16 protein-coding genes and 1 other RNA gene are annotated in these 16,666 nt (G+C 47.2%); 8 read left to right on the top strand and 9 right to left on the bottom strand.

Annotated features, from left to right (window positions below):
* Positions 1–10 precede the first annotated feature (10 nt).
* The 3 genes from tdcC to tdcA form a co-directional block, all read right to left on the bottom strand.
* Positions 11–1,342 carry a threonine/serine transporter TdcC gene (gene tdcC, locus BEB42_RS04765; RefSeq protein ID WP_105267186.1) on the bottom strand — a complete coding sequence of 444 codons (1,332 nt, stop codon included), beginning with the start codon at positions 1,340–1,342 and terminating at the stop codon, positions 11–13.
* Between the two features lie 21 nt (positions 1,343–1,363).
* The gene (gene tdcB, locus BEB42_RS04760) at positions 1,364–2,353 is read right to left on the bottom strand and encodes a bifunctional threonine ammonia-lyase/L-serine ammonia-lyase TdcB (protein ID WP_000548345.1); all 990 of its coding nucleotides are present in this window, start codon (positions 2,351–2,353) and stop codon (positions 1,364–1,366) included.
* A 98-nt stretch (positions 2,354–2,451) separates the two neighbouring features.
* The gene (gene tdcA, locus BEB42_RS04750; RefSeq protein WP_000104211.1) at positions 2,452–3,390 is read right to left on the bottom strand and encodes a transcriptional regulator TdcA; all 939 of its coding nucleotides are present in this window, start codon (positions 3,388–3,390) and stop codon (positions 2,452–2,454) included.
* A gap of 314 nt (positions 3,391–3,704) precedes the next feature.
* Here tdcA and tdcR point away from each other — a divergent pair, with 314 nt between their 5' ends.
* From tdcR to BEB42_RS04735, 3 genes are all read left to right on the top strand, one after another.
* Entirely contained in the window at positions 3,705–3,941 is a 237-nt protein-coding gene (gene tdcR / locus BEB42_RS04745) for a transcriptional activator TdcR (RefSeq protein WP_050009867.1), read from the top strand.
* A gap of 238 nt (positions 3,942–4,179) precedes the next feature.
* On the top strand, positions 4,180–4,719 hold the full coding sequence (locus tag BEB42_RS04740; RefSeq protein ID WP_001352916.1) for a hypothetical protein: 540 nt from the start codon (positions 4,180–4,182) through the stop codon (positions 4,717–4,719).
* Positions 4,720–4,740: 21 nt separating this feature from the next.
* Positions 4,741–5,910, top strand: coding sequence for a hypothetical protein (locus BEB42_RS04735; protein ID WP_000484646.1), 1,170 nt, complete (start codon positions 4,741–4,743; stop codon positions 5,908–5,910).
* 272 nt (positions 5,911–6,182) lie between these two features.
* On the opposite strand, the gene rnpB is transcribed toward BEB42_RS04735, so the two are convergent.
* From rnpB to garP, 5 genes are all read right to left on the bottom strand, one after another.
* Positions 6,183–6,559, bottom strand: an RNA gene (gene rnpB, locus BEB42_RS04730) — RNase P RNA component class A.
* Positions 6,560–6,591: 32 nt separating this feature from the next.
* Positions 6,592–7,737 carry a glycerate 2-kinase gene (garK, locus tag BEB42_RS04725; protein ID WP_001352915.1) on the bottom strand — a complete coding sequence of 382 codons (1,146 nt, stop codon included), beginning with the start codon at positions 7,735–7,737 and terminating at the stop codon, positions 6,592–6,594.
* A 96-nt stretch (positions 7,738–7,833) separates the two neighbouring features.
* Positions 7,834–8,724, bottom strand: coding sequence for a 2-hydroxy-3-oxopropionate reductase (gene garR, locus BEB42_RS04720; protein WP_001303675.1), 891 nt, complete (start codon positions 8,722–8,724; stop codon positions 7,834–7,836).
* A 29-nt stretch (positions 8,725–8,753) separates the two neighbouring features.
* A complete protein-coding gene (garL, locus tag BEB42_RS04715) occupies positions 8,754–9,524 on the bottom strand; it encodes a 2-dehydro-3-deoxyglucarate aldolase (protein WP_001058227.1) in 771 nt (256 codons plus the stop codon).
* Between the two features lie 15 nt (positions 9,525–9,539).
* The gene (gene garP / locus BEB42_RS04710) at positions 9,540–10,874 is read right to left on the bottom strand and encodes a galactarate/glucarate/glycerate transporter GarP (RefSeq protein ID WP_000599651.1); all 1,335 of its coding nucleotides are present in this window, start codon (positions 10,872–10,874) and stop codon (positions 9,540–9,542) included.
* A 374-nt stretch (positions 10,875–11,248) separates the two neighbouring features.
* Between garP and garD the strand changes: the two genes are divergently transcribed.
* The 3 genes from garD to yhaV all read left to right on the top strand — a co-directional run bounded on the left by garD (position 11,249) and on the right by yhaV (position 13,768).
* A complete protein-coding gene (garD, locus tag BEB42_RS04705) occupies positions 11,249–12,820 on the top strand; it encodes a galactarate dehydratase (RefSeq protein ID WP_105267185.1) in 1,572 nt (523 codons plus the stop codon).
* 148 nt (positions 12,821–12,968) lie between these two features.
* Complete coding sequence (prlF, locus tag BEB42_RS04700; protein ID WP_001296435.1) at positions 12,969–13,304, top strand: type II toxin-antitoxin system antitoxin PrlF; 336 nt, start codon at positions 12,969–12,971, stop codon at positions 13,302–13,304.
* Positions 13,304–13,768 carry a type II toxin-antitoxin system ribonuclease toxin YhaV gene (gene yhaV / locus BEB42_RS04695; RefSeq protein ID WP_000347250.1) on the top strand — a complete coding sequence of 155 codons (465 nt, stop codon included), beginning with the start codon at positions 13,304–13,306 and terminating at the stop codon, positions 13,766–13,768. The genes prlF and yhaV overlap by 1 nt, the downstream gene beginning before the upstream one ends.
* Before the next feature lie 54 nt (positions 13,769–13,822).
* Here yhaV and agaR read toward each other — a convergent pair whose 3' ends face one another.
* Complete coding sequence (gene agaR, locus BEB42_RS04690; protein ID WP_000072187.1) at positions 13,823–14,632, bottom strand: aga operon transcriptional regulator AgaR; 810 nt, start codon at positions 14,630–14,632, stop codon at positions 13,823–13,825.
* A 248-nt stretch (positions 14,633–14,880) separates the two neighbouring features.
* On the opposite strand from agaR, the gene kbaZ reads away from it, so the two are divergent.
* Both kbaZ and agaV read left to right on the top strand, forming a co-directional pair.
* On the top strand, positions 14,881–16,161 hold the full coding sequence (kbaZ, locus tag BEB42_RS04680; protein ID WP_001360987.1) for a tagatose-bisphosphate aldolase subunit KbaZ: 1,281 nt from the start codon (positions 14,881–14,883) through the stop codon (positions 16,159–16,161).
* Positions 16,162–16,183: 22 nt separating this feature from the next.
* Complete coding sequence (gene agaV / locus BEB42_RS04675; RefSeq protein WP_032303829.1) at positions 16,184–16,657, top strand: PTS N-acetylgalactosamine transporter subunit IIB; 474 nt, start codon at positions 16,184–16,186, stop codon at positions 16,655–16,657.
* The last annotated feature ends 9 nt before the right edge of the window (positions 16,658–16,666 follow it).

Genomic DNA, 16,666 nt, shown 5'->3' with positions numbered 1-16,666 from the left:
GAGTTACGGATTAAAACAGTTTGTATACGATGTTCAGGATGGTCAGCAGACCAATCACGGTAACAAACACGTTATCCAGACGACCACGGTATTTCGCCAGAGACGGCGCTTTACGGATGGCATACATCGGCAACAGGCACAACAGGGATGCGATAATCGGCGCGCCCATAGCTTCAATCAGGTCGAGGATGTTCGGGTTGGCGTAGGCAACAACCCAGGTGGATCCCATGATGAAAACCATGCTGAGAGTATTCAGTTTACCCAGCGACACTTTGGTTTTGTCACCTTTATAACCGAACTTCAGAATCAAACCATTCAGACCTTCCAGCGTCCCCAGATAGTGACCGAAGAAAGATTTGAAAATAGCCACGAGTGCGATAATGGAAGCTGCATATTCAAGTGTAATTGCAAACGTTGTTTTGGTACCGGTCATGGACGCAAAGTGGTTAGCCAGATAAGAAAGCACTGGAATATTCTGCGCTTTCGCTTCAGCCATATTCGCCGGAGACAGCGTAAACAGGCAGCTAAAGGCAAAGAACATCACCACTGCAACCATCAGCATACTGGCGCGAGAGATGATTTGTGAACATTTACGCTCGGTGAAGTCGCGACCGAAGTCTTTCTCATACTCTTCACGTTTAGAAACCACGAAGGAAGAGACGATTGGCGAGAAGTTAAAGGAGAAAACCATGATGGAAATCCCCAGCCAGACAGTGATCAGGATACCGTCATGGCCGGTTAACGACAGCGAACCGAGGTCAACCTGGTCGATAACTGCAGAGTTCCAGTAAGGGATCAGCGATAGAGAAATCAGCACCAGGCTGGCGATAAACGGCCATACCAGGTAGCTCATCACTTTAACCATCAGATCCTTACCAAACCAGATGACGAAAGCCATCAGCAGCAACAGGAACAGCGCCACAAAGCCGCGATTCAGCGGTGCAAAGCCGAGCTGGTTTTCCCAGAACGTCATAAAGGTATTGGTAATAGTAACGCCATAAATCCACAGCAGTGGGCAAATCGCGAAGAAGTACAGGAACGTGATAACCACGCCGCCAGTTTTACCAAAATGCTCTTCCACCGTTTCCGTAATGTTGCCGGAAGGGTTAGAGCCAGAAAGACACAGACGCGCCAGCGCCCGGTGGCAATAAAATGCGATGGGGTATGCCAATACCAACATCAGAAGAATCGGGATCAGTCCGCCAAAACCTGCGCGGATAGGGAAGAACAGCACCCCGGCGCCGATTGCCGTACCAAACAAGCCTAACGTCCATGTGGTATCTGATTTACGCCAGGACGATTGTTTTGTCTGGCTGGATACAATGCTATCTGAAGTACTCATATCCTATCCTCAACGAATTAATTAAGCGTCAACGAAACCGGTGATTTGAGAGACGCGAGAAAGATCGATATTGCCGCCGGAAATAATACTGACGGTTTTTCTGTTTTGAATATATTGGTCTAATTTACCGCTTAATAATGCAGCACATGCCAGAGCGCCTGCGCCTTCGGTGACGACTTTATTGCGCTGAATTAAGGCAATCATACTGTTTCTGATTTCGTCTTCGCTGACCAGCACGATGTCATCGACTAATTCACGAACGATTTCGTAAGTTAAATTACCCGGGCGGGCGACATCACAACCATCCGCCAGGGTGCCGGTAGTTCGGTGCGTGGTTATTTCTCCGGAGTGGAAAGAAGCCGCCATGCCGTGAACGTTTTCTGACTGTACGCCAATAACACGAATAGTCGGGTTAATTGATTTAATCGCTACCGCAATACCAGCAATTAAACCGCCACCGCCAATTGGCACAATCACGTTATCGACATCATAGAGATCTTCCATAATTTCCAGACCAATCGTTCCCTGACCGGCAATCACTTTCGGATCATCATAAGGTGGGATAAAAATACGGCCTTCCATTTCGACAATTTCGCTCACTTTAGCGATAGTGTCGTTGAAGTTATCACCATGCAAAACAACTTCAGCGGAGTAGTCGCACGTTGCCGCTACTTTGGATTTCGGCGCGCCTTTTGGCATCACCACTTTACCGTCGATACCCAGCATCGCGCAGGAGAGCGAAACCCCTTGCGCATGGTTGCCCGCAGAGCAGGCCACTACACCTTTACGTTTTTCCGCATCGGTCAGTGAACTTAATTTATTAAATGCGCCACGAATTTTAAATGAACCGGTACGCTGCATGTTTTCGAATTTGAGGAATATTTCACCTTTGCAACGTTCACTAAAATAGTTGGAGCGAGGCATGCCTGTTTTATAAATTCGCCCAGCCAGTCGTTGTTTTGCTTCAATGATGTCATCAATAGCAACCGGGAGATCGTATGTAATATGCATTATAAAACCTCTTAGCCTGAATTAAATATGTAGGTAACCGTAACCGACACCTGCAAAACAGACAGGTGGATTATTTATGTTTAAATAAAAACAAATAACTAACCAACTTCAATTAATTGCCTTCGTCTACACCCATTATAAGATGAATACTCTTTGGCTAATTCCACCAAAACCGATGCTGCTTTTTTAATACGATAATTTTTCGACCATACCGCGGCATATTGTGCCACAGGTAATGTTTCTTCAACCGGAATAGTAATAAATTGATTAGAACCAAAAGGTGACGTCATATCACAAGGAATTACAGTTAAGAAATCAGCATTGAGAACAAGATTATAAATTGTCACGACTGAGTCGGTTTTAACGATGTTTTCAATACTGATGCCATTTCTTTGTAACGTGGTGAGCAGCTCGCTGTAGTACCCCATATTGGTTTGTGGCAACACCCACTGTTCGTTCTTCAACGACTCCAGCGTGGTGGTGCCGGTGCATGTTCGGGACTTACTGGCTACCAGCACAAACTCGGACTCGAACAGCGGCTCAACATGTAAATCCTGAAGCTTCATTTCTGCGCTTAACGTACCAATCGCAAAATCCAGGCGACCGTCGCGGATTGCCGGTAGGAACGAAGACAGTTGCGCTTCATACATAGAAACCTGCGCTTTCGGGAACACCTCTTTGAACTTGTTGATCATCCCGGACATAAAAGTAAAACCAATCAATGAAGGAAAACCAAACGAGACTTCCACCACCGCCTCAGAAGACATACCGCTTATCTCATTCACCATATTTTTCATTTCACGGGTAATGGATTCGGAACGGGAGAGTAACAATTGACCGGCAGGTGTTAATGTTACACCGGTATTTTTCCGCACCACTAATTCCACACCAAAATAGTCTTCAATATCGTTAATGATTTTACTGACGGCGGGTTGAGTTAACCCTAATTCTTTTGCAGCCGAGCCGATAGAGCCACTTCTAATGACTTCCTGAAAGACTACCAGATGCTGCGTTTTCGGAAGAAGAATAGTGCTCATAACTACCTACGTTAATAACCTCATTGACGGCATGAAGTGTATCAAAATGAAATGAACAGGATATGTGCGACCACTCACAAATTAACTTTCAATACTTTTCTGGATATCACTGTATCAATTAAATGCTTTTATATATCAATAAGTTAAAGTATATAAATCAGCATAAACCCTGATTTTTGTCAAAAAAAATGACAGGGATAACCATATTTTATGGCGATAACATCATTCGTTATGTGGTTAATAAAAAAAAGCAGCTGCGACCATATTTCAAGCAATTAGCGGATAATTACCAGGCAAATTTTGAGTTAAATTTTATGAGCAAGTTATCAAATTTTATTATAAATAAATCATTTTCAGCGATAAATAATGCGGCACGTCACATTTTTTCTCGCTATTTGTTGGAGGGCAAACATTTATTTTATCAATGTTTTAAAATTTCGAATACAGATATTGATCATCTCGAACAATTGATTAACATCAACTTTCACCCTTCTTACAGGACGTCATTTTGTGAATGCAATCGTTTCCCCTCGTTTCTACTGTCACCATAGTTACTAAATAGCATTTTGTGTTGATGATCACAAAACGAATAATTGATGTTCATCGCTATACGGTCAGAATAAGAGAACAAGGAGGATTTTCGTTGTGCTTTACATCGTTGTAGACCACAGAATTTTGCTTCGTTGACTGTAATGCCGGGTAATTGAGCGTTTTTTGATAGTTGTGAGCGAACCGTGCAAGGAAAATAAGCATTGATTATTGTTTGTCATGATGACAAGGCAGGCATCAATGAAAGGTTATTCGGTTTCACATTTTTTACCCCCTTCGATACCACCAATGTACGAAACTGTTAACACTTATAATAGAAACATTGATTATTGGAAGGTAAAAATAAAATTTGCCGAGATTATATCGACAAATGACGTTAATGAAATTTACAGCATAAGCAATGAATTGCGGAGAATATTATCTGCGATTACTGCATTGAATGTCTATAAAGGTGATGTTTCTTCTGTAATGATCCGAATCCAACCGGAAAATAGAAGTCCATTCATCATAGATATTTCTACAGGAGTAAATGATGATTATATAATACAAACTTTAGATGTAGGCACATTTTCACCTTTTGGCGAAAAATGTACTTGTTCAGCCATCAATAGAAAAGATCTGGAGTGTATCAAGGAGACAATTTTTAAGTTTTGCGCAAAGTTCACGCAAAAAGAAGTTATCTTAACGGAATTTAATCATTTTAATAAAACTGACAATGTTTCAGATTGTTGGCAAATTCTCTTTTTTTCACCAGATCATTTTAATCATGATTCTCATTGATTATTTAAAAAGGATAAAATAATGTTCCCGGTTTCATCAATAGGTAATGACTTAGGTAATGATTTAGTACGTATAAAAATGAATGACATTCCTGAAACCCCCATAATAAATGACCTCAAAGCACTAGCACCAGGTGTAGTAAAACTAAAACAGACTTCTAATCAAATGCTCACGTTAATCTGCGCGTTGCAACCTGGTGGAACATGTATTATCGATGGTGATTTTCAACAAGAATTAGCATACTTAAAAAATGTAATACTTTATAATGACTCGTCTCTTCGCATAGACTTTTTAGGTTATAATGCCCAAATAACGCAACGATCAGACAATACCTGCGAGCTTATAATTTGTGAACCGTTAAATAACATAAAAATTTCAGCAGACATCATGAACATAAATTGTTCATTAGAGGAAATTTACAATGAAATCAGAAGATTAAATGTAATCTTTAGCTCTGGAGCAGGTGATGTAGTAGATTTATCCTATCTGGACTTGCATAACGTCGATTTAACTGGTTATGATTTTTCAAATAAACATATGGCTTACGCGACTTTAGATCCCTTTACATTGTTTGCAACAAAGTTTACTAAAACCAATATGTACAATATAAATTTTATGCGTTCGACACACAATGGTACTATCTCATGGAATTCTTTATTAAAAATCACCCCAGCGTTAACAAGTATCAGCGATAATTATTCCAGAGAAAAAATCAACTTTGTCGAAAGTTGTTTAAATGAGCTTGGAGATTTAACCGAAGATCAATTAAAAATCATGAGATATGCGATTATAAAATCCATACCAACAGCAAATATAACAGACAAATTAGAAAAAGAATTAACAAAAAGCATATATAAAAACTCCTCAAAAATTAATAATTATTTGAGCAAAGTTAAATTACCAGAGATGAAAAACTTCTCATTAGAAAAAGCATATGATTATATCGATAAAATTATTGAAGAATATGATTGCGTCAAAAAAAATGATTACCAAACCGATCCAGAAATTAATTATACTGTCGATTACAACCTGGATTATACTAACTCAAACGACTTGCTTTCAGATAATAGCCTGGAGGAAGAAAGAGATTCTGTTGACAATTCCTTTTCAGACGATGAATTTAGCTTCAACGAGTGTCGTTTTATTAGCAAAGAATATACGTATGATTACGATCTTTTAAATGAAATATAAATGTAATGATTTCTTGCAAAGTCTATTATTAATAGCTTAGATATTCGTTCATCTTTCCGTCTGCACCAAAAGTAAAAGCTTGCCGAAGCAGGTTCGAGACTGATGATAAACACAAAATTGCCTGAGGCGCTACGCTTATCAGGCCTACATTGCCTCTGTGCAATATATTGAATTTTCGTTGTTTTGTAGGCCAGATAAGACGTTCATCTTTCCGACCACCCTCCTCAAAAGCAAAAACCCGCCAGTTTACGCTGGCGGGTTTTGGTTAAAATAGGTGAAACTGACCGATAAGCCGGGTTCTGTCGTGGACAGTCATTCATCTAGGCCAGCAATCGCTCACTGGCTCAAGCAGCCTACCCGGGTTCAGTACGGGCCGTACCTTATGAACCCCTATTTGGCCTTGCTCCGGGTGGAGTTTACCGTGCCACGGACTGTTACCAGCCGCGCGGTGCGCTCTTACCGCACCCTTTCACCCTTACCTGATCCCGCTTGCACGGGCCATCGGCGGTTTGCTCTCTGTTGCACTGGTCGTGGGTTTCCCCCCCAGGCGTTACCTGGCACCCTGCCCTATGGAGCCCGGACTTTCCTCCCCTCCGCCCGTCTCCCCCGAAGAGGACGACGACGAAGCGGCGACTGTCTGGTCAGCTTCGGCGCGCAGTATAGAGGGTTTGCGCGCCCTTGTCACCCCGCGTTGCGCATTCCAATCGCCAGTGTCGCGGCGATATTACGTGAAGCACGGTAAATATTGTCATAAGCCCCACGGAATGCTTCATCCAACGTACCAATACTGGTCAATACGCTGAAGACCGCATCAATGCCATGCTGATGTACAACGCCAACATCATTGGTCAGGCTACCCGCAATGCCAATCACCGGTTTATGGTACTTTTTCGCCACGTTTGCGACGCCAATCGGAACCTTGCCGTGTATACTCTGGCTGTCAATACGCCCTTCACCGGTGATCACCAGCGTACAATCGTGAATATGTTCCTCCAGATTCAGCGCCGTCGTGACGATTTCAATACCACTTTTCAGTTCCGCACCAAGAAACGCCATCAGCGCCGCGCCCATACCGCCCGCAGCTCCTGCGCCGGGGACATCTTTCACATCAACATGCAGCGCTTTTTTAATGACATCGGCATAGTGAGAGAGGTTATTGTCCAGCTCGACAATCATCGCTTCACTGGCTCCCTTTTGTGGGCCAAAGATGCGCGATGCGCCGTTATCGCCCACCAGCGGATTGGTGACATCACAAGCGACGCGAATAGCACAATCTTTTAAGCGCGGATCGAGGCCGGAAATATCAATATCATTCAGAGTATTAAGGCTACCGCCGCCAAAACCAATTTCATTGCCGTTGGCATCGCATAATTTCGCCCCCAGCGCCTGCACCATGCCTGCGCCGCCGTCGTTGGTGGCGCTGCCGCCAATGCCGATAATAATGTTTGTCGCGCCGCTCTCCAGCGCCTGCAGGATTAACTCGCCAGTACCGCGTGAAGTGGTCACAAGTGGATCGCGTTTTTCCGCAGGTACCAGTTCCAGCCCACTGGCCGCCGCCATTTCGATAAACGCGGTTTTGCCATCGCCGGAGATCCCCCAACTGGCATTCACTTTCTCGCCCAGCGGCCCTGTAACCCAGGCGTGACGTTCAGCCCCCTGGGTGGCTGCAATCATGGCTTCCACCGTTCCTTCACCACCGTCGGCAACCGGAACGGAAACATACTGTGCATCAGGAAAAATTTCCCGAAATCCTTTTTCTATCGCCTGCGCAACCTCGCTGGCAGATAAACTTTCTTTATAAGAGTCTGGGGCGATTACGATTTTCATATCTATGCCTGTTACCACATGACGCCGGAGGGCGTTTCTCTTATTCGGCCTGGATTCCAGGCCCGGATTGCAATACGCCATCCGGGCACGACGTCATTAGCGAGTAACTTCGACTTTCGCCAGTTTTTCGTAGTAGCACGCCAGGGCGCTATGATCCGCCGTTCCTAAACCATCGGCACGCAGTGCCTGCATCATCTCCATAACCGCAGCTGTGAGCGGCAGTTGCGCGCCGACGCCGTGGGAAGTATCCAGCGCATTTGCCAGATCCTTAATATGCAGATCAATACGGAAGCCCGGCTTGAAGTTGCGGTCCATCACCATCGGCGCTTTGGCATCTAGCACGGTACTGCCCGCCAGTCCACCGCGAATTGCCTGATACACCAGATCCGGGTTAACGCCCGCTTTGGTTGCCAGCGTTAACGCTTCTGACATCGCGGCAATATTCAGCGCCACAATGACCTGATTTGCCAGTTTGGTGACGTTACCTGCACCGATTTCCCCGGTATGCACCACGGAACCCGCCATCGCTTTCATCAAATCATAGTATTTGTCGAAAATAGCCTTGTCGCCGCCCACCATCACTGACAGCGTACCGTCGATGGCTTTCGGTTCACCGCCGCTCACCGGGGCGTCCAGCATATCAATGCCTTTCGCTTTCAGCGCTTCGCTTATTTCACGGCTTGCCAGCGGTGCAATAGAACTCATATCGATCAATACCGTACCTGGCTTCGCGCCTTCAATAATGCCATTCTCACCCAGCGCCACCTCTTTCACATGAGGGGAGTTTGGCAGCATGGTTATGATGACGTCGCACTGTTCAGCGATCGCTTTAGCCGTAGAAGCTGTTTCTGCACCTGCAGCAATCACGTCAGCAATAGCTTCTGGGTTACGGTCAGCAACCACCAGCGAGTAACCTGCTTTCAGAAGGTTTTTACTCATTGGTTTACCCATAATCCCCAGGCCAATAAAACCAACTTTCATAGTCATATCAATCATCTCTCTTGTTGCGGTGGTGGTTATTTTTTAAAGGTATCAGCCAGTTTCTGAGTGGCAGAGCGGAAGACGCCGAGATCGCTGCCGACAGCCACAAACGTCGCGCCCCATTCCAGATAACGACGCGCATCGGCTTCGACCGGCGCGAGGATACCGCTGGGTTTGCCGTGCGCACTGGCACGGTTAAAAATATGCTGGATTGCTTTTTGTACATCCGGGTGCGAGGCATTGCCGAGATGGCCTAATGCCGCAGCCAGATCGCTGGGGCCGACGAAGATACCGTCTACACCTTCGGTAGCGGCAATGGCATCGACGTTATCTACGCCCTGCTGACTTTCTATCTGGACCAGAATGGTGATGTTCTTGTTCGACTGAGCGAAATAATCCGCCACGGTGCCAAACATATTGGCGCGGTGAGAAACGGAGACGCCGCGAATGCCTTCCGGTGGGTAACGGGTTGATGCCACCGCCTGCTCTGCTTCCTCTTTTGTTTCTACAAAAGGAATCAGGAAGTTATAGAAACCGATATCCAGAAGACGCTTTATAATTACCGGCTCGTTGGTCGGCACTCGCACTACTGGCGCGCTGGCGCTGCCTTTCAGGGCCATTAACTGCGGAATAAACGTGGAGATATCGTTTGGCGCATGTTCGCCATCCAGCACCAGCCAGTCAAACCCAGCCAAACCAAGAACTTCAGTGCTAATCGGGTTAGAGAGTGCTGACCAGCAACCAATTTGTACCTGTTTCGCAGCCAGTGCGGCTTTGAATTTATTCGGGAAAACATCGTTATTCATCGCTTATACCTTTGCTTATTTCTGCAATTCCATACGTTTAATGTCGCCAACTACGAAGAGGTAGCAGACCATCGCCATCAGCGCCGAACATCCCACGAAGACCAGTGCCGCATTGAAGGAGTGCAGTTCACTCACCAGGTAGCCAATCACCAGTGGAGTGACAATGGAGGCAACATTGCCAAAGACGTTAAAGACGCCGCCGCAGAGGCCAACTATCTCTTTCGGCGCGGTGTCAGAAATCACCGGCCAGCCCAGCGCACCAAATCCTTTGCCAAAAAAAGCCAGCGCCATCAGCATGACCACCAGCGTGGTGTTATTGGTGTAGTTACATAAGATGATGGTGGAAGCCAGCAACATTCCCAGCACAATCGGTAGCTTACGTGCCAGGGTCAGGGACAAACCGCGTTTGATCAGATAATCCGAGAAGACACCTCCCAGCACGCCGCCCGCAAAACCACACAGTGCCGGAATCGAGGCGACCAGACCCACTTTCAGAATCGACATGCCTTTTTCCTGCACCAGATAAATCGGGAACCAGGTGAGGAAGAACCAGGTGATGGTGTTGATAAAATATTGTCCGAAAAATACGCCCAACATCATGCGGTTAGAGAGCAATTGCTTGATGTAATGCAGTTTGGGACCGCTTGCTGCCGCGCTGCCCGGCTTTTTGTGGTCCATATCGACCACCGCGCCATTTTCAGATATAAACTTCAGCTCTTCCGCAGACATACGTGGGTGATCTGTCGGGTTATGAATCAACTTGATCCACAGCGCCGTCAGCACAAAACCAATCACCCCCATAACGGTAAAGACGTGCTCCCATCCCCAGGCGAAAGTCAGCCAGCCAAGCAGAGGCGAAAAGAGCGCCAGTGAGAAATATTGCGCCGAGTTAAAGATGGCGGAGGCAGTACCACGTTCTTTCGTCGGGAACCAGGCGGCGACAATACGGGCGTTCGCCGGGAATGATGGCGCTTCCGAGAAGCCGAGCATAAAGCGCATAAAGAACATGGAGATCCCTGCCCAGGCCAGCGGGAACATATCAACAAAGCCTTGCAGGAAGGTGAATAGCGACCAGAAAAAGAGGCTGTAGGTGTAAACTTTTTTCGAGCCAAACTTATCAAGCAGCCAGCCGCCGGGGATTTGCATCAGCAAGTAGGCCCAGCCAAAAGCAGAAAAGATGTAACCCATCGAAACCGCACTTAACTGCAACTCTTTTGCCACTTCGGTACCAGCAATAGACAGCGTTGCACGATCGGCGTAGTTAACGGCGGTAACAATAAAAATAATCAGTAATATTAAATAGCGGGTATGCACGCCTTTCTTTTTTACGTCAACGGTGTCCAGAATCATTTTATTTACCTCGGGTACTTATGCTGATTTTTATTATTATGGGGAAGGTGTTATTTATGAGTTTTATTTATGCCGTTACGACAATGAACTCAGGAATTAGTATAAGCAGCGAGAGAATAATAATCATTGTGCAAATGCTAATTTAATTATTACTATTTAAATATTATTTTGAGCATATGCACATAAGGTTGCGCGCTAAAGCACAGATTTGCGCTTTACCCTGCCGGGCGGCACTGCAATCCCTGAAATGATTGACATTGATCACATTTCTGCGTTTAAACTCCTGACATTCTTATTTCACCCAATGAAGTCATTTATTTTTAAATGAGACCAGATCCTCATTTTAATAACCCCTGGCTGGAGAATATTGCACAATGGCCAACATCGAAATCAGACAAGAAACGCCAACTGCGTTTTATATAAAAGTTCATGACACAGATAATGTGGCAATTATTGTTAATGATAATGGCCTGAAAGCAGGAACGCGTTTTCCGGATGGGCTGGAATTAATTGAACATATTCCCCAGGGGCATAAAGTCGCATTGCTGGACATTCCGGCTAATGGTGAAATTATTCGTTATGGTGAAGTGATTGGTTACGCCGTGCGCGCAATCCCACGCGGAAGCTGGATCGACGAATCAATGGTTGTACTACCGGAAGCGCCGCCGTTACACACGCTGCCACTGGCAACCAAAGTCCCGGAACCCTTACCGCCGCTGGAAGGATACACCTTTGAGGGCTATCGCAATGCTGATGGCAGCGTGGGCACCAAAAACCTGCTCGGCATCACCACCAGCGTCCACTGTGTGGCAGGCGTGGTGGACTACGTAGTAAAAATCATTGAACGCGATCTGCTACCGAAATACCCGAACGTCGATGGCGTGGTGGGGCTGAATCATTTGTACGGTTGTGGCGTGGCGATTAACGCACCGGCGGCAGTTGTGCCTATTCGTACCATTCACAATATTTCGCTGAACCCTAACTTTGGCGGCGAAGTAATGGTGATTGGTCTGGGTTGTGAAAAGTTGCAGCCTGAGCGCCTGCTGACTGGAACGGATGATGTGCAAGCTATTCCAGTAGAAAGCGCCAGCATTGTCAGTTTGCAGGATGAAAAGCATGTCGGTTTTCAGTCCATGGTCGAGGATATTTTGCAGGTCGCCGAACGCCATCTACAAAAACTGAATCAACGTCAGCGAGAAACCTGTCCGGCTTCAGAACTGGTTGTCGGCATGCAGTGCGGTGGCAGCGATGCGTTTTCTGGCGTAACGGCAAACCCGGCGGTTGGGTATGCGTCTGATCTACTGGTGCGCTGCGGCGCAACGGTGATGTTTTCAGAAGTCACAGAAGTGCGTGACGCGATCCATCTGCTGACACCACGCGCAGTGAACGAAGAGGTCGGCAAACGGCTGCTGGAGGAGATGGAGTGGTACGATAACTATCTCAATATGGGAAAAACCGACCGCAGCGCCAACCCTTCGCCGGGCAACAAGAAAGGCGGTCTGGCAAATGTGGTGGAGAAAGCGCTCGGCTCCATTGCTAAATCGGGTAAAAGCGCAATTGTTGAAGTGCTATCGCCCGGTCAACGCCCGACTAAACGCGGATTAATTTACGCCGCGACGCCAGCCAGCGATTTTGTCTGTGGCACGCAACAGGTGGCATCAGGGATTACCGTGCAAGTGTTTACGACCGGTCGCGGCACGCCATATGGCCTGATGGCAGTACCCGTCATTAAAATGGCGACCCGCACCGAACTGGCAAACCGTTGGTTTGACTTAATGGATATCAACGCAGGCACTATCGCCACCGGCGAAGAAACTATTGAAGAGGTGGGCTGTAAGTTGTTCCATTTTATTCTCGACGTCGCCAGCGGGAAGAAGAAAACCTTCTCAGATCAATGGGGACTGCATAACCAGCTGGCGGTGTTTAACCCGGCACCGGTGACTTGATTTCTTTTGGAACGTCCCTCGCAAAACATGGCCTTAGTGCCATGTTTTTATTGTTTAAAGTCCACACATCCATTAATAATGCATTTGCATTACCTTAGTTCAAGCTTATAATTTGAGCAGAAAACAGGCTGTAAAAGGACAGTAAATAATGCCCGCTAATGCTCGCTCTAACGCTGTACTGACCACTGAATCAAAGGTCACGATACGCGGACAAACAACTATCCCCGCGCCAGTGCGTGAGGCCTTAAAACTGAAGCCAGGCCTGGACAGCATTCATTACGAAATTCTGCCTGGTGGGCAAGTATTTATGTGCCGACTGGGAGATGAACAGGAGGATCATACTATGAATGCATTTTTGCGTTTTCTGGATGCAGATATCCAGAACAACCCGCAAAAAACTCGTCCATTCGACATTCAACAAGGAAAGAAACTTGTCGCTGGCATGGACGTCAACATTGACGATGAGATTGGCGACGACGAATAATGGATTTTCCACAAAGGGTTAATGGTTGGGCGCTATATGCTCATCCCTGTTTTCAGGAAACCTACGATGCTTTAGTTGCCGAAGTCGAGGCATTAAAGGGAAAAGATCCTGAAAATTATCAGAGAAAAGCTGCCACAAAGTTATTGGCGGTGGTCCATAAAGTGATTGAGGAGCATATCACGGTCAATCCATCATCACCGGCATTCCGTCATGGCAAGTCGTTAGGCTCTGGGAAAAATAAAGACTGGTCACGGGTAAAATTTGGTGCTGGTCGCTATCGTCTCTTCTTTCGTTACAGTGAAAAAGAGAAAGTCATCATTCTGGGATGGATGAACGATGAAAACACGCTGCGCACCTACGGTAAAAAAACAGATGCCTATACCGTATTCAGTAAAATGTTAAAAAGAGGACATCCTCCTGCCGACTGGGAAAGCCTCGCCCAAGAGACAGAAGAAAACCATTGATGGTGTTCACAATGCCCGCCGAACGCATTGGTGTTGACCAGCGGGCATCCTTTCTCACTCCCCGACCAGAATCACTTCAACCCCAGCCTTTCGCAGTCCTTCCAGACTATCCGCAGGAATGCCTTCATCAACAATGATCATGTCGATACGTTGAGTATCAATGATCTTATGTAAACTGGAACGATTGAACTTACTGGAATCGGTGACCACAATGATCCGTTCCGCAACTTCGCACATCCGACGGTTTAAACGGGCTTCATCTTCATTATGCGTGCTGACGCCGCGCTCCAGATCGATAGCATCTACGCCGAGAAAAAGCATATCAAAGTGGTAATTTTGTAGCGATTGTTCAGCCTGATCGCCGTAAAAAGATTGCGACTGACGCCGCAGATGCCCGCCGGTCATAAGAAGTTCAACGCCTTCTGCTTCCAGCAGTGCATTGGCTACGTTCATACCATTGGTCATCGCAATTACGTCGGTGTGCTTGCGCATCAGACGAGCAATCTCAAACGTGGTGGTCCCGGAATCGAGGATCACCCGATGACCTGGCTGAATCAACTCAACGGCAGCTTTAGCAACGCTGCGTTTCATCGCAGTGTTCAGCGCGCTTTTATCTTCCACTGATGGCTCGACTGACGGCGTCGTGCTATCGCAGATCAACGCGCCGCCATAGGCCCGCACAGCGATCCCCTGCTTTTCCAGAAACGCCAGATCGTTGCGGATCGTCACAGTAGATACGCCATACAATGCCGACAGATCGTTAACCTGCACACTCCCTTGCTGTCGCAGGCGCTGAATGATTTGTTCTCGTCGCTCGCTGGTGCCTGTCACTCGCTTCTCGCCTGAAGCGTCGGTATTACTCATAGTAAGTCCTTTCGTAAAACTTTCGTTTCATTTCGTTTTGCCTATTAACGCCTTTCTATTAAGCAAATGCAAGCCCACATTGCCCCCAGCCGCAAGCTACTCTCGTTTTAGAGACTTTCATTATGTTTCTTTTGTGAATCAGATCAGAAAACTATTATCTTTCGTTTTATTTTTATCTCACTATGACGCAGTATCAACTGAAACAAAACGAAAGATTAATATCGCAGCAATCTGAACTGGAGAGGAAAGTGAAACATCTGACAGAAATGGTGAGGCAGCACAAAGAGGGCAAAACAAATGGGATTTATGCCGTTTGTTCCGCACACCCGCTGGTGCTGGAAGCTGCAATCCGCTACGCCAGTGCAAACCAAACACCGTTACTGATTGAAGCGACATCCAATCAGGTGGACCAGTTCGGCGGTTATACCGGAATGACACCCGCCGATTTTCGCGGCTTTGTTTGTCAGCTCGCCGACTCATTGAATTTCCCACAAGACGCGTTGATTCTGGGTGGTGATCATCTGGGGCCAAACCGCTGGCAAAACCTGCCTGCAGCTCAGGCGATGGCCAATGCCGATGATTTGATTAAAAGCTACGTGGCGGCAGGATTCAAAAAAATTCACCTTGATTGCAGCATGTCCTGTCAGGACGATCCGGTTCCCTTAACCGATGACATCGTGGCTGAACGCGCCGCCCGACTGGCTAAAGTCGCGGAAGAAACCTGCCGTGAACACTTTGGCGAAGCCGATCTGGTCTATGTCATTGGTACCGAAGTGCCGGTACCTGGCGGCGCGCATGAAACCTTAAGCGAGCTGGCGGTCACCACGCCGGATGCCGCCCGCGCCACGCTGGAAGCCCATCGTCACGCCTTTGAAAAGCAAGGTCTGAATGCCATCTGGCCACGCATCATTGCTCTGGTGGTACAACCCGGCGTCGAATTCGATCACACCAACGTTATTGATTATCAGCCAGCTAAAGCGACCGCCTTAAGCCAGATGGTCGAAAACTACGAAACGCTGATTTTCGAAGCGCACTCTACCGATTATCAAACGCCGCAATCGCTGCGCCAGCTGGTGATTGACCACTTTTCCATTCTGAAAGTTGGCCCAGCGCTGACCTTCGCCCTGCGTGAAGCACTGTTTTCACTGGCAGCGATTGAAGAAGAACTGGTGCCAGCAAAAGCCTGTTCCGGTCTGCGTCAGGTGCTGGAAAACGTGATGCTCGACCGCCCAGAATACTGGCAAAGCCACTACCACGGTGATGGCAACGCGCGTCGTCTGGCGCGTGGTTATAGCTACTCGGATCGCGTGCGCTATTACTGGCCGGACAGCCAGATTGATGACGCTTTCGCTCATCTGGTTCGTAATCTGGCGGATTCACCGATTCCGCTGCCGCTCATCAGTCAGTACCTGCCGCTGCAATACGTGAAAGTTCGCTCCGGCGAGCTGCAGCCAACGCCACGGGAACTCATTATCAACCATATTCAGGACATCCTGGCGCAGTACCACACAGCCTGTGAAGGCCAATAAGCAAAACAAAGAGGAACACGCTATGCCAAATATTGTTTTAAGCCGGATTGATGAACGCTTGATTCACGGTCAGGTCGGCGTTCAGTGGGTCGGATTTGCGGGGGCAAATCTGGTGCTGGTAGCCAATGATGAGGTTGCCGAAGATCCGGTACAACAAAACCTGATGGAAATGGTACTGGCTGAAGGGATCGCCGTACGTTTCTGGACGCTGCAAAAGGTGATCGACAACATCCACCGCGCCGCCGATCGGCAGAAAATCCTGCTGGTTTGTAAAACACCTGCCGATTTCCTGACGCTGGTTAAAGGTGGGGTCCCGGTGAGTCGCATTAACGTTGGCAACATGCACTATGCCAATGGCAAGCAGCAAATTGCCAAAACGGTTTCTGTGGATGCGAGCGATATCGCGGCATTTAACGACCTGAAAGCCGCTGGGGTGGAATGCTTCGTTCAGGGCGTTCCGACAGAACCTGCTGTGGACCTCTTTAAATTACTTTGAGGGATTCAT

This window comes from Escherichia sp. MOD1-EC5990, assembly GCF_002965285.1.
Lineage (GTDB): Bacteria > Pseudomonadota > Gammaproteobacteria > Enterobacterales > Enterobacteriaceae > Escherichia > Escherichia coli_F.
This window is presented reverse-complemented; position numbering and strand designations above follow the sequence as displayed.

Coding starts and splice junctions, on each gene's coding strand:
- garR (WP_001303675.1), bottom strand. CDS start 8,724: ATGACTATGAAAGTTGGTTTTATTGGCCTGGGGATTATGGGTAAACCA.
- prlF (WP_001296435.1), top strand. CDS start 12,969: ATGCCCGCTAATGCTCGCTCTAACGCTGTACTGACCACTGAATCAAAG.
- garD (WP_105267185.1), top strand. CDS start 11,249: ATGGCCAACATCGAAATCAGACAAGAAACGCCAACTGCGTTTTATATA.
- garP (WP_000599651.1), bottom strand. CDS start 10,874: ATGATTCTGGACACCGTTGACGTAAAAAAGAAAGGCGTGCATACCCGC.
- agaR (WP_000072187.1), bottom strand. CDS start 14,632: ATGAGTAATACCGACGCTTCAGGCGAGAAGCGAGTGACAGGCACCAGC.
- BEB42_RS04735 (WP_000484646.1), top strand. CDS start 4,741: ATGTTCCCGGTTTCATCAATAGGTAATGACTTAGGTAATGATTTAGTA.
- tdcB (WP_000548345.1), bottom strand. CDS start 2,353: ATGCATATTACATACGATCTCCCGGTTGCTATTGATGACATCATTGAA.
- garL (WP_001058227.1), bottom strand. CDS start 9,524: ATGAATAACGATGTTTTCCCGAATAAATTCAAAGCCGCACTGGCTGCG.
- agaV (WP_032303829.1), top strand. CDS start 16,184: ATGCCAAATATTGTTTTAAGCCGGATTGATGAACGCTTGATTCACGGT.
- tdcC (WP_105267186.1), bottom strand. CDS start 1,342: ATGAGTACTTCAGATAGCATTGTATCCAGCCAGACAAAACAATCGTCC.
- tdcA (WP_000104211.1), bottom strand. CDS start 3,390: ATGAGCACTATTCTTCTTCCGAAAACGCAGCATCTGGTAGTCTTTCAG.
- BEB42_RS04740 (WP_001352916.1), top strand. CDS start 4,180: ATGAAAGGTTATTCGGTTTCACATTTTTTACCCCCTTCGATACCACCA.
- yhaV (WP_000347250.1), top strand. CDS start 13,304: ATGGATTTTCCACAAAGGGTTAATGGTTGGGCGCTATATGCTCATCCC.
- garK (WP_001352915.1), bottom strand. CDS start 7,737: ATGAAAATCGTAATCGCCCCAGACTCTTATAAAGAAAGTTTATCTGCC.
- tdcR (WP_050009867.1), top strand. CDS start 3,705: ATGAGCAAGTTATCAAATTTTATTATAAATAAATCATTTTCAGCGATA.